Origin of the sequence: Hymenobacter plasmatis (assembly GCF_020711255.1) — a bacterium.
Classification (GTDB): domain Bacteria; phylum Bacteroidota; class Bacteroidia; order Cytophagales; family Hymenobacteraceae; genus Hymenobacter.
Window position 1 is genome coordinate 22,362 of sequence record NZ_JAJFAW010000021.1, and the last position, 12,719, is coordinate 35,080.

Annotated in this window: 8 protein-coding genes; all 8 read right to left on the reverse strand. The window is 62.4% G+C overall.

All coding sequences use genetic code 11. The annotated features are described in order from the left end of the window. Positions 1–41: 41 nt before the first annotated feature. Entirely contained in the window at positions 42–1,880 is a 1,839-nt protein-coding gene (locus LJ738_RS15075; protein WP_227787224.1) for an NPCBM/NEW2 domain-containing protein, read from the reverse strand. A gap of 185 nt (positions 1,881–2,065) precedes the next feature. Further along, positions 2,066–4,153 (reverse strand): alpha-L-arabinofuranosidase C-terminal domain-containing protein, encoded by a 2,088-nt coding sequence (locus LJ738_RS15080; RefSeq protein WP_227787225.1) that lies wholly within the window; start codon positions 4,151–4,153, stop codon positions 2,066–2,068. A gap of 162 nt (positions 4,154–4,315) precedes the next feature. Beyond that, complete coding sequence (araA, locus tag LJ738_RS15085) at positions 4,316–5,803, reverse strand: L-arabinose isomerase (RefSeq protein WP_227787226.1); 1,488 nt, start codon at positions 5,801–5,803, stop codon at positions 4,316–4,318. A 134-nt stretch (positions 5,804–5,937) separates the two neighbouring features. Beyond that, positions 5,938–6,639, reverse strand: coding sequence for an L-ribulose-5-phosphate 4-epimerase (locus tag LJ738_RS15090; RefSeq protein WP_227787227.1), 702 nt, complete (start codon positions 6,637–6,639; stop codon positions 5,938–5,940). Next, entirely contained in the window at positions 6,636–8,363 is a 1,728-nt protein-coding gene (locus tag LJ738_RS15095; protein WP_227787228.1) for a ribulokinase, read from the reverse strand. The genes LJ738_RS15090 and LJ738_RS15095 overlap by 4 nt, the downstream gene beginning before the upstream one ends. 157 nt (positions 8,364–8,520) lie before the next feature. Next, positions 8,521–9,723 (reverse strand): aldose epimerase family protein, encoded by a 1,203-nt coding sequence (locus tag LJ738_RS15100; protein WP_227787229.1) that lies wholly within the window; start codon positions 9,721–9,723, stop codon positions 8,521–8,523. Between the two features lie 57 nt (positions 9,724–9,780). After that, positions 9,781–11,523 carry a family 43 glycosylhydrolase gene (locus LJ738_RS15105; RefSeq protein ID WP_227787230.1) on the reverse strand — a complete coding sequence of 581 codons (1,743 nt, stop codon included), beginning with the start codon at positions 11,521–11,523 and terminating at the stop codon, positions 9,781–9,783. A 52-nt stretch (positions 11,524–11,575) separates the two neighbouring features. Then, complete coding sequence (locus LJ738_RS15110) at positions 11,576–12,658, reverse strand: glycoside hydrolase family 43 protein (protein WP_227787231.1); 1,083 nt, start codon at positions 12,656–12,658, stop codon at positions 11,576–11,578. Positions 12,659–12,719 lie beyond the last annotated feature (61 nt).

Below are 12,719 nucleotides of genomic sequence, written 5' to 3' on the forward strand. Positions count from 1 at the left end.
GTAGAGACGCGAAGCTTCGCGTCTCTACAAGGTTCTAAGAGTTACTTTTTGACTTTCACAATGCGGTACAGCTTAGCGCCGTGCCGCCGGACATAGGGCGCAAAATCGCCTGTCATTGGGCCCAGGCTTTTACCAGTCCACAAGTCCTGGATACTACCGCCGCTGGCCAACCCTAGTTCCGCCAGTGTCACCGGCACGCGCACCGAATCGGCGGGGACGGGCCGGTAGGGGTTCTTGGTAAACACCAGAAAGCTGAGCGTGCCGCCGGTGTTCTGCGCCGCGCCGGCCTGGTCCAGGCCCACGGTGGCTGAGAAGCGCGTGTAGCCGGCCGGCAAGTCGTATTCGATAATGGAATTGGCGTGCGTGCCGATGCCGGTTTCATACCGCTTCCCTCCCACCATCAGGTCGGCGCCCGATACGCTTTTGTTGACGGTGGCCTTGCCCCAGCCGACGGTAGCCGCTTTCCAGGGCAGCGTGCTCAGAGGCGTGCTTTTGCCGCTGCCGCTGAGCACCGGGTTGAGCCAGTCGGCGTGGTCCCAGGCGATGTCGTCGCCGCCGTTGCGCACGTTCAGGTAGAGCTTGGTGGCGCCGGTGATGTCGACGTCGGCAGCTTTGCTTTGGCCCGGGGTTTGGCGGGTGATGGGGCCGCTAGCCCAGGCGGCTTCGGTTTCGGGGGCCAGCTCCTGGTCCTGGGCATTGAAGAGGGCCAGGAATTTGGCGCCGGTAGCGGGGTCGTCGGCGGTCCAGGCCACCAGGTTATCTCGGCGAAACAGCTGGCGGTTGTGGGTGCTGCGGCGGTGCACAGCCAGCACGTGTTGGTTGGTGAGCAAGCTCAGGGTGAAGGCGTCGTTGCTGGGCAAGTCGCCGCCGAACATGAGCGGCGAGCGGAAGATGCTCCACAGCGTCATCAGCGTAAACTGCTCGTCGCGGGTGAAGCGAGTCATGCGGTCGTCACCCCGCTCGGCGCGGATGCCCAGGCGGCCCAACGGCAGCATGTCGGCATCGGGCCAGGCACCGGGCGCGATGTGCGGCGCCCACCGCTCGCACACGTCGAAGTGCTCCTTGAGCTGCTCCCAGCTGTCCCAGAAGTCGCCCACGGTGCGCCACATGTTGGCATTCGCCGCCACGTGCTTGGCTTCGGCAATCGGCGTTTCGCCCGGCGACGTGCTGAACACAATCTTGCGCCCGGAGCGGTCGATGGCCCGCCGAATCATCTCCACTTCGGGCTTGTGGTAGGGCTCCGTAAGGTCGTCGACTTTCACAAAATCCAGCCCCCACGAGGCGTAGAGCTTGAACAGCGAATCGTAGTATTCCTGTGCGCCGGGCCCGGCTTTCACCGTGTACATGTCGTGCAACCAGCGGGCCTGCCCCTCCTTACTGTAGATGTCGGCCGCCGTGAGCTTGGTGCCGAGGATGGGCAGCTCGCGCTGCACCGCCACCACCGGCACGCCGCGCATAATGTGAATGCCGAATTTTAGCCCCTTGGCGTGCAGGTAATCGGCCAGCGGCCGGAAGCCCTTCCCGCCCGCGGCCGAGGGAAACCGGTTCACGGCCGGGATGAAACGGCCGTAGGCATCAAGGTTCCACTCGGGATTTTTCTCATTGTAGCCATGGGCCGTGTCGTTGCCCACGTACCAGCGGATGTCCACCACCACGTATTCCCAGCCGCTGCTCTTCAGGTTTTTGGCCATGTAGTCGGCGTTGGCTTTCACCTCGGCCTCGGTCACGGTGGGGCCGTAGCAGTCCCAGCTGTTCCAGCCCATGGGCGGCGTAGCGGCCCACTGGTGGAAGTCGGTTTTGGGAGCGGCTCTCTGGGCTTGTACCGGAGCAATGCTTCCCACGAAAGCCGCCAATGCAAGCAGTTGTTGGGCTGGTTTCATGGGGTGCGTTGCTGCTTCTTAGAAGAAGTTTCAAACCAAAACGTCATGCTGAGCGCAGTCGAAGCATCTCGCTCGGGGGCAGTAATTCAATCGTTCAATCGAAAGGATTACCACCACACGCGAGATGCTTCGACTGCGCTCAGCATGACGTTCATTTAGCGTGCTAGGTAGCGGGGCTATACCCCCTACTTCTTGCCCGGAATGCGCAGCACCGTGAAGGAATTTGGCGCCAGCGTGTAGCTCACCGTAGAGCCGGACACGCTGAACTTCTCTTCCTTGGGCGTGAGCTTCTTGGGCTCCTGAATGGTGTTTTGGGTGTTCAGGTCGTCGCTGGCCATCACGAAGGCGGTGCCGGCTTTACCCACTTTCTTGGCACCGGCCAGGTTCACTTTCACGGCGCGGGGCGTGGTGGAGTAGTTCACCAGCTTCACGATGACGTCGCCGGTCGGGGCATCGGCCACGGCGCTGGCGAAGAGGTTATCGGTGCCGTTTTTGGCATTGCCGGGCAGCTGCACGGGCAGCACGCTGGTGCCTTTGTTGAGGGAGTACAGCTTCTGCACGTAGTAGTTCACCGTGCCGTAGGAGGTCAGATTGTCAAACCAAATCATGTTCGGCGTCCACTGCCAGGCATCTACGTGAGCCAGCATGGGCGCGTAGGAGGCCATGGCCACCACGTCGGCGTTGCGCTCCAGGCCGGTCATGAAGGCAGCTTCGGAAATGGCGCAATCCCAGTTGTTCTTGTTGTTCTCGCTGGCGATGCCCACGCTCTGGGCGGCGTACTCGCCGGCGAAGATTTTGGGACCTGTGCGGGGGTAGTTGTCGTAGCGGCCCACGTTTTGGCGGAACCAGTCGGGCTTGGCGTAGTAGTGCTCGTCGATGAACTCGGCCTTGAGCTCGCGCAGCTTCAGCGTGGCTTTGTCGAACAACTCTCCTTCGGGCGCCGGGCCGGCGCTGCTCACGATTTGCATGTTGGGGTACTTGGCCTTCACGGCCTTGGCAAACGGCTCGTAGCGCTCCAGGTACTGCGGGCCCCACTGCTCGTTGCCGATGCCAATCATCTTCAGGTTGAAGGGCGCGGGGTGGCCCATGGCCACGCGCTTGGCACCCCAGGTACTGCTGGCCGGGCCGTTGGCGAATTCAATCAAATCGATGGCGTCCTGAATGAAGGTATCCAGCGTGGGCTCGTCGCCCTGGCCGGCCGCGTTCGGGCCCTTTGCCGCGCTGCTGGTGATGGGCGCCAGCTCGGCCGAGTTGAACTGGCAGGCCATGCCCACGTTCAGGATGGGCAGCGGCTCGGCGCCGATGTCTTCCGACAGCTGGAAATACTCGAAGAAGCCCAGGCCAAACGACTGGTAATAGTCGGGCGTGTAGCGGTGCTTGAATTCCTTGTTCCAGCGGTTTATCATGGGCTTGCGCGAAGCCACGTCGCCGATGGTTTCTTTCCACTGGTAGCGGTTGTCGAGCGTGATGCCCTCCACGATGCAGCCGCCGGGGAAGCGCAGGAAGCCGGGCTTCATGTCCTTGAGCAGCTGCACGAGGTCGGGCCGCAGGCCGTTTTCGCGCTTCATCCACGTGTCTTTCGGGAAGAGCGATACCACGTCGAGGTCCACGGTGCCGGCGCCTTCCAGCGTCAGCTTAAGCCGGGCGTGGGCGGCCGTGGCCGAGGGCTTCATCACCACGGTGTACTTCTTCCACTCGTTGGTCAGGCCCGTGATTTGAGCTTGAGCTAACGCCTGGCCCGAGGGTGGGGTTTCGGGCCCAGCTCCGGGGCGGCGCGTTTCTTCCAGCGTCACGTTGAGGCCGCTCACGCTGCCGGGCCCTTTGCGGGCATAAATCGAAAACGTGTACTCGGCGCCCTGCTTCACGCCCATGCCCCGGAAGCCTTCGTTCACGAAACCGGCATCGGGACCGGCCGTCCGGGCGCTCATCCGCAGGAAGTGGTTGTTGCTGTTGCTGATGGGCTTGTCGCTGGAGATGATGTAGCTCTCCAAGCCCGCCGCGCCCCGGATGGCCTTCCAGCCGATGAGGTGGTCGTCGGTTTCAAACGACTTGTTCTTCACCAGTTCGGGGTACAAGCCGCCGTCGGCCGCGAAGTTGATGTCTTCGAAAAACAGGCCGTACATGTTCTTCGATACCGCCGCGCCCGGCTTGTTCACCTGCACGGTGAGGGTGGCCGGAGCGGCGCCTTGGGCGCGGGCCGCGTGGCCCGGCAGCAAGCCGGCCAGGGCCAGCCCCGCCGCGCTTAGCAAAAATCGGGAATTAGAGAAAGTCATGGTTGGTGGGAATTAGTTGATTTGTGCGTCAGCGCTTACCAGGCCGTCATGCTGAGCGCAGCCGAAGCATCTCGCTCGTTTCGTTGCAATCATCTGGATTACTGCTGCACGCGAGATGCTTCGGCTGCGCTCAGCATGACCATTTTTTATAATTCATTCGGCTTAGCCGCGGAAGGCCACTTCGTTGTAGCGCAGCTCGTTTTTGAAGGTGCGCAGCTTGGTGTCGGCGTCGATAATGACGAACTCGATGCCGGCCATTTCGGCGAAATCTTCCAGGTATTCGGCGGTCAGGTTCTGGCTGTAGCCAGTGTGGTGGGCGCCGCCGGCCAAAATCCAGGCGGCCGCGCCGGTAGCGAGGTCGGGCTTCACTTTCCAGAGCACGCGGGCCACGGGCAGTTTGGGCAGGTCCTGCTCGGGCGCCACGGCTTCTACTTCGTTCACAATCATGCGGAAGCGGTTGCCTAAGTCCACGATGGTCGCGTTCAGGGCCGGGCCTGCCGGGCAGTTGAACACCAGGCGGGCCGGGTCAGCCTTGCCGCCGATGCCCAGCGGGTGCACTTCTACTTTCACCTTGCCTTCCGAAATGGTCGGGCAGATTTCGAGCATGTGCGAGCCCAGCACCTGCTCGTTGCCGGGCGCGAAGTGGTAGGTGTAATCTTCCATGAAGGAGTTGCCGCCGGGCAGGCCGGCGCCCATCACCTTCATGGCGCGCACCAGGGCCGAGGTTTTCCAGTCGCCTTCGCCGCCGAAGCCGTAGCCTTCGGCCATGAGCCGCTGCGTGGCGATGCCGGGCAGTTGGGCCATGCCGTGCAGGTCCTCGAAGGTGTCGGTGAAGCCTTTGGCGTTGTTATCCTGCAGGAACTTGCGCATGCCGGCTTCGATACGGGCCGCTTCGCGCAAGCTCTCGCGCTTCGCGCCGCCGTCTTTCAGGTCGTCGCCCAACTCGTACTCCTGCTCGTAGATGCTCAGCAGCTCGTTCACCTGCTCGTCGCTCACTTGGTTAATAACCGCTACCAAGTCGCCGATGCCGTAGGTGTTCACCGAGTAGCCAAACTTGATTTCGGCTTCCACTTTGTCGCCTTCGGTCACGGCTACGTAGCGCATGTTGTCGCCGAAGCGCACGAACTTGGCGCCCTGCCAGTCGGCCCAGGCCGAAGCCACGCGGCTCCAGACGCTGAGGCTGTTGTGCACCGCCGCGCTCTGCCAGTGTCCGACTACCACCTTGCGGTTGAGCCGCATGCGCGTGCCGATGAAGCCAAACTCCCGGTCGCCGTGCGCCGATTGGTTGGTGTTCATGAAGTCCATGTCGATGTCGGCCCACGGAATGTCGCGGTTGAACTGCGTGTGCAGGTGCGCCAGCGGCTTCTGCAGAATCTTCAGGCCGTTTATCCACATCTTGGCCGGAGAAAAGGTGTGCATCCAGGCAATCAGGCCCACGCAGTTTTCGGTGGTGTTGGCCTCCTGCATGAGCTTGTAAATCTCCTGCGGGCCGGTTAGCACCGGCTTGTACACAATCTTGATGGGCAGCTTGGTGCCGAGCTCGGCGGCAATCTGCTGCGAGTGTTGGGCTACCTGCTCGAGGGTTTCGGGGCCGTAGAGGTGCTGGCTGCCGGTGATGAACCAGGCTTCGTAGTGCGAAATATCAATCATGGAGGGGTGGAATTAAGAGGAAGCCGAAGCTTACACAATCGTTAATCTAAGTTGGTCAAAAAGTAGCGCGGACTTTTAGTCCGCGCCTAAATCATTAGGTGTTGTTCCGGCGCGGACTAAAAGTCCGCGCTACACTACGACTGACCGTAGTAGGAATTCACGCCGTGCTTGCGCTCGTAGTGCTTGCGGATGAGGGCGTCCTTTAAGCGCGGCACGTTGGGCCGCAGTGTGCAGCTGAGGTAGGCCATGCGGGCTACTTCTTCGAGGACGGCGCTGTTGTACACGGCTTTTTCCACGGTTTTGCCCCAGGTAAAGGGCGCGTGGTTGGCCAGCAGCACCATTTCCACTTCCGAGGGCGAGAGGCCGCGGCGCTGGAATTCGTTCAGGATTTGCCAGCCGGTCTGGTGCTCGTAGTCGCCGGCTATCATGGCGTCGTCCATGGGCGGGGCGCAGGGAATGTCGGCGGTGAGGTGGTCGGCGTGGGTGGTGCCCAGAATCGGAATATCGAGCTGAGCCTGGGCCCACGACGTGGCGTAGGTGCTGTGCGTGTGCACGATGCCGCCAATGTGCTCCCAGTGGCTGTAAAGCACGGCGTGGGTTTTGGTGTCCGACGAAGGCCGCTTCTCTCCTTCCAGCACCTTGTTGGCGAAGTCGAGAATGACAATGTCCTCGGCCTTGAGCGTGTCGTAGGGCACACCGCTGGGCTTGATGGCGAACACGCCCTGCTCGCGGTCGACCACGCTGGCGTTGCCGAAGGTGAAGAGCACCAGCCCGAGCTTGGGCAGTTGCATGTTGGCGTCGTAGCACGCCTGTTTCAGGTCTTGGTACTGGCTCATGCGGTCGTGATGGCGGGCGTTTCGGGTTCCATTACCGGCTCGGGCTGGCCGATGGTCGTGGCTTCCACAAACTGTCCAAAGGCTTGGTATTGCTTGTAGCGGGCCTGGTAGTCGGCCACGCGGGCGGGGTTGGGCTGGTAGGTTTCGGCAAAGCCGCTGCCCATGGCCTTCTGGGCCGTGAGCACGTCGGGGTAAAGGCCGGCGGCCACGGCCGCGTACATGGCCGAGCCCAGGGCCGGCGCCTGCTCCGACACCGCAATTTTGATGGGCCGGTTGAGCACGTCGGCCAGGGTCTGCATCACAAACTGCGACTTCTTGGCCACGCCGCCGATGCCAATCACCTGCTTGATGGCAATGCCTTCTTGCTCAAACCGCTCCACGATTTGCTTGGAGCCGTAGCAGATGGCCTCCACCAGCGCCCGGAAAATCTGGGGGGCGTTGCTGCCCATGGTCAGGTTCATGATGGCGCCTTTCAGGGCTTGGTTGGCGTCGGGCGTGCGGCGGCCGTTCACCCAGTCGAGGGCCAGCACGTGCGATTCGGCCGGGTCGACGGCCGCGGCGGCCGCACTCAGCTGCACGAGCAGCGTGTCGCTCATCTCGTCGCGCAGGGCGGCTTGCAGCTCCGGCGTGAGCACCTTCGAGCTGCTCAGCACGTTGTGCAGGGGCCACTCCAGAATCTGGCGGAACCAGGCCAGCAAGTCGCCAAAAGCCGATTGCCCGGCTTCCAGGCCCAGCATGCCCGGTATCACGGAGCCGTCCACCTGCCCGCAGATGCCGGCCACGAGGTGGCTGCCTACTTCGGCGGTGGGCGCCACCACGATGTCGCAGGTACTGGTGCCCATCACCTTCACCATCGAATAGGCTTCGATTTCGCCCGCCACCGCGCCGGCGTGGGCATCAAATGAACCCACGGCCACCACGGTATCGGTGGTCAGGCCGAGGCGTTGGGCCCACTCCTCGGAGAGGCGGCCGGCTACTTCGTCGGCGGTGTAGGTTTCGGTGAAGAGGCGGTCGCGCAGTCCGGCCAGCTTGGGCTCAAGGTGCGTGAGGAATGCTTCGGAGGGCAGGCCGCCCCAGCTCTCGTGCCACATGGCCTTGTGGCCGGCGGCGCAGCGGCTGCGCTTGAAGCTGGCCAGGTCGCCGCCGGTGAGCAGCAGGGTTATCCAGTCGCAGTGCTCCATCCAGGAATATGCGGCTTGGGCCACGGCGGCGTCTTCGCGCAGCACGTGCATGATTTTAGCCCAGAACCACTCCGAAGAGTAGATGCCGCCCTCAAACTTGGTATAGTCCTCACCGCCCCAGGTGCGGGCCTTGTGGTTAATTTCGGCGGCTTCGTCCAGGGCCGTGTGGTCTTTCCAGAGCACGAACTGGGCGTTGGGGTTTTCGGCAAACTCGGGTAGCAAGCCCAGGGCCACGCCCTGCGCGTTTACTGGGCCGGGCGTTGAGCCAGTGGTGTCCACTGCCAGGCCCGCGATTTGAGCAGCGGGCACCTGCTGGGCCACGCGGCGCACCACGGCCTCCAGCCCTTCAATGTAGTCGAGCGGGTGCTGGCGAAACTGGTTGCGGGCGGGGTTGCAGTATTGCAGGGTTTTCCAGCGGGCATAGTGGTGCACGGCCTGGGCTTTTTCGGCACCCGTGCGGGCGTCGATGAGCACGGCGCGGACGGAGTCGGTGCCGTAGTCGACACCGATGACGTAGGCGGGAGTGGCAGCTTGTTGTTCCACAGTTATCAATAGATAAGTTTTAGTTCTTGGCTGTCATGCTGAGCGTAGCCGAAGCATCTCGCCCGCTTCGTTGAGCTAGCTTGATTACTGCTGCACGCGAGATATCTCGGCTACGCTCGGCATGACGGGCTTATATTTCTACAGGCTTGCTACTTCCCTATTTCCGCACACCGAACTTGTAGGTGCTCACGGAGTGGAAGGTCTCGCCCGGCTTGAGCACCGTGCTGGGGAACTTGGGCTGGTTGGGCGAGTCGGGGAAGTGCTGGGTTTCGAGGCAGAAGCCGGCGTGCTTGCCGTACACGGTGCCGCCCTTGCCTTTTAGGGTGCCGTCGAGGAAGTTGCCGGTGTAGAACTGAATGCCGGGCTCGTCGGTGGTCACTTCCAGGGTGCGGCCGGTGACGGGCTCGTACACGGTGGCAGCGGCGTGCTGCGGCGTGGCAGCGTTGTTCAGCACCCAGTTGTGGTCGTAGCCGCCGGGCACCTGCGCGATGCGCTCGCCGATGGCGTGGGGCGTGGTGAAGTCAAAAGGCGTGCCCTTCACGGGGCGCAGCTCTCCGGTCGGAATCAGAGTGGCGTCTACTACCGTGTAGCGGTCGGCGGGGATGGTCACTTCGTGGCCCAGGATGTCCTTGCCGGCGCCGTGATTCAGGTTGAAGTAGGCGTGGTTGGTGAGATTGATGGGCGTGGCTTTATCAGTTGTGGCCGTGTAGTCGATGCGTAGGGCGTTGTCGTTGGTGAGGGTGTACACCACGGCCACGTTTAGATTGCCGGGGTAGCCTTCTTCGCCGTCCTTGCTCAGGTAGCTCAATTTCAGAGTTTGGCCATCGGCCGAGGTGCCGGGCTCGGCCTTCCACACCACTTTATCAAAGCCCACTTTGCCGCCGTGCAGGGTGTTCGGGCCATTATTCGTGGCTAGGGTATAGGTCTTGCCGTCGAGGGCGAATTTACCGCCTTTGATGCGGTTGCCGTAGCGCCCAATCAGGGCGCCGAAGTACGGGCCCGACTTGAGGAACTCGGGGCTCTGGTAGCCGCTCACGTTGTCGAAGCCGAGAATGACGTCGCCCATCTTGCCGTTTTTATCGGGCACGATGAGGCTGGTGAGCGTGCCACCAAAATTGGTAATGGTGGCCTTGGCCCCGCTGGCGTTGGTGAGGGTGAAAAGCTGCACTTCGGTGCCATCGTTGGTTTTGCCAAAGGATGCGGAGGTGGGCATGGCGGTAGATTTCGTTTGGGTGGAATCGGCAGCGGCCGGGGCCGAGGCCGTGGTTTGGTCCGCGGTTTTATTGGAGCCGCAGGCTGCCAGCAACAGCAGGCTAGAGAAGGGTACGGCCAAACGCACGGCACGGAAGGAGTGAGTCATAAAATTGAGCAAGGAAAGAATGGGGTGAGTGGGATTTTGGCAAAAGCAAAAACAAGGTTACAACACGGTCAGCTTCTGGGTAAACAGCCCCGTTCCCTGGCGCACCTGCACCAGAAAAAGCCCCGGCCACAGGGCCGGCGCCACGGCCTGCCGGGCCTGCGGGTGCTCAATTACCTGGCGATAAACCGAACGGCCCTGCAGGTCGAGCACTTCCACCGTCACGGCTTCCGTCGATTTCCGCGCGCTTAGGTCGAGCGTGAAGTTACCCCGCACCGCCGGTATGGGGTAAATGCTCACGCCCGTCAGGGCCGCAGCTGGCGTGGAGGCGGTAACGCTCGAGGCCGTCAGAAACCAGTGCTGGCAGGTGCAGCCGTTGTAGTCGAATATGCCCAGCTGCGCGCCGGGGGAGGTAGATGCATATGGCACTTCCACCACGCGGTTGCTATTCAGCGTCGCAAACACCAAGCTGCCGTCGCTGGCCTGGTCCAAGTGAAACTGCTGGCAATCCTGATTGGCGTAAGCCCCAAGCTGCAGCAGCGCGAAGTTGGCATCGGAGCAGCTGGCCACGCTGGCGGCCAGGCCGCCTTGTGCGCTGGTGATTTTGTAGTCGCCGTTGCCCAGGGCCGTGAAGTCCCACTGCTGGCAAGTGCTGCCCGTGCGGGTGTCCTGCGTAATGCCCTGGCCGGCCGCGCCGGTGCAGCCCTGCGACTGCCAGACCAAGCTGTTGGCCGCCGAAGAAGTGGCGATGGTGTAGCGGCTGGGGGCGCCCGCCACGGCGGCCGGGGCCAGCCAGTCGCGGCTCACCACGGGCCAGCCTGCTGCGTCCCAGGTTAGCTTGGCGAGGCCGAGTTTGGGGGCGCCGTTGTCGTAAGAGTCGTAGTAGTGGTGCGAGAAATAGGACGTGCCGTTTTCCTCGAAAATGCCGGTGTGGCCGGGCCCCACGTAGCGGCCGGCCGTGTTCAGCAGCATGGTGCCGCCGTTGTTGTTGAGGTCGGTGCCGCTCTGGTCCAGAAAAGGGCCGGTGGGCGAGGCCGAACGACCCACCAGAATGTGGTAGGTGCTGTTGATGCCGTTGCAGCAGGCGCCGCGGTTGATGAAGAGGTAGTAGAAGTTGTCGTGCTTTTTCAGGTAGGAGGCTTCTACCCCGCCGTTGGCCACAGCGTAGCTGGTACCGCCCAGGGGCTTGCCGGTGGCCGCGTTGAGCTGGGTAATGCGGATGCCCCCGAAAAACGAGCCGTATGTGAACCACACGTCGTTGTTGGTGTCCTTGAACACGGCCGGGTCAATGGCATTGACGGTGCTGTTGGCGTTGGTGGAGATTACCTCGCCCTCGTCTACCCAGTTGTAGTTGGGGCTGGCGGGGTCCAGCGTCACGTTGGTAGCCAGCCCAATAGCCGATACTTTGGAGCCAAACGTGGAGCAGGAATAGTACAGGTAAAACTTGCCGTTCATAAATACGCACTCCGGCGCCCAGAAATTACCCTGGAAGCCAGGCACCTTGGTGTTAATCCAGCCCGGATAGGCATTATTAACAAACACCGCGCGCGGCCCCGGCGTCCATTTCACCAGGTCGGTCGAATACATGCTGTAGATGCCCTGGCCGGTAGCAAAAACCCAGTACTTGTTGCCGTCTTTCACAAGGGTGGACGGGTCGTGGGCGCCTATCGGGCCTTGCAGCGCCTGCGCCTGGGGGCCGGCCCAGCCCAGGAGCAGCAACAGCAACGCCCCCACCCGCCACCACCGCCCATGGGAGTGCGCTGTAGTAGGTCGGGAAAGAGCAAATAGAAGTAAAATCGGCATCAGAGGGTGGGATTTTTAAGTCGAAAAGGAGGGCCGAGTAAGTGGCTGGGGGCTACTCCCCGCCGGGTTTGGCGATGGGCGTGCTGATGGCCACGGGCACCCCAAAACTGGGCGTGCCGTCGGCGTTCCAGGTGAACTTTTGCATTCGGGGGTTGCGCTTTTCGACGCAGCCTTCGCTGGGGTTCGAGTTGGCGTGGTAGATAATCCAGTCTTCCTGGCCGTCTTTGGACTTGAAGAAGGCATTGTGGCCGGTAGCGTAGGCCCGGTTGGCGGGGCTCTGCGAGAAAACGGGTTGAGCTGATTTCGTCCAGGAAGCCGGCAGCATGGGGTCGGCGGTGGTGCTGGCGGTGAGCAGGCCCAGCGCGTACTGGTCGGTGCCGCAGAAGCTGGCCGAGTACACGAGGAAGGTTTTGCCGCCGTGCTTGATGGTTTCGGGGCCCTCGTTCACGAAGGGCGGGCCCACGTTTTCCCAGCTGTATTCCGGGTGCGAGAGCTCTACCCGCGGACCGGTGAGAGTCCAGGGGTTGCTCATCTGCGAGATGTAGAGGCGCTGAATGGCGTCGATGCCATTGTGCCCCGACCAGATGAAGTAGCGGTTGCCGTTTTGCTCCAGCACCGTGCCGTCGATGGCCCAATAGTCGGCCGTCGAGTTGTACAGGCGGCCTTTGTCAACCCAGCTGCCCGCAGTGGGGTCGGCGGAGGTGTTTTCCAGCACCCAGGTGCGCTGCTGGCCCAGGTTGGTGCCTTCGGGGCCGGCCGAGTAGTAGATGTACCACTTGCCATCCAGAAAATACAGCTCCGGCGCCCACAGGTTGCCCGAGGCCGGGCCGGTAACCGGCGGCGTCCAGGCCACCACGCTGGAGGTCTGCGACAGGTCCGACATGTTCGCGGTTTTCCAGATGCGCAGGTTGGTGTTGGTCGTGTGCATGTAGTAGTAATAGCCGTCCTTCTGGTACACCCACGGGTCGGGCCCGGAGGCCAGCAGCGGGTTGGTGAAGGTGGCCGTGCTCGTGGGCGGCATCACCGGCGGAGCCGGCGCCACCGCCGCCTCGCCGCCGCTTTTGCAGCTGAGCACGCCCAGCAGGAGCAGCAGCGGCAGGTGCCGGCGCATCAGAACGAAGAGGGATTGACTCATGTAAAAAGCGGGACAAGCACCTAGTAGCGGACGGAAATACTTATTGAGCTGAGAGCGATAA

Coding starts and splice junctions, on each gene's coding strand:
- LJ738_RS15075 (WP_227787224.1), bottom strand. CDS start 1,880: ATGAAACCAGCCCAACAACTGCTTGCATTGGCGGCTTTCGTGGGAAGC.
- LJ738_RS15080 (WP_227787225.1), bottom strand. CDS start 4,153: ATGACTTTCTCTAATTCCCGATTTTTGCTAAGCGCGGCGGGGCTGGCC.
- araA (WP_227787226.1), bottom strand. CDS start 5,803: ATGATTGATATTTCGCACTACGAAGCCTGGTTCATCACCGGCAGCCAG.
- LJ738_RS15090 (WP_227787227.1), bottom strand. CDS start 6,639: ATGAGCCAGTACCAAGACCTGAAACAGGCGTGCTACGACGCCAACATG.
- LJ738_RS15100 (WP_227787229.1), bottom strand. CDS start 9,723: ATGACTCACTCCTTCCGTGCCGTGCGTTTGGCCGTACCCTTCTCTAGC.
- LJ738_RS15105 (WP_227787230.1), bottom strand. CDS start 11,523: ATGCCGATTTTACTTCTATTTGCTCTTTCCCGACCTACTACAGCGCAC.
- LJ738_RS15110 (WP_227787231.1), bottom strand. CDS start 12,658: ATGAGTCAATCCCTCTTCGTTCTGATGCGCCGGCACCTGCCGCTGCTG.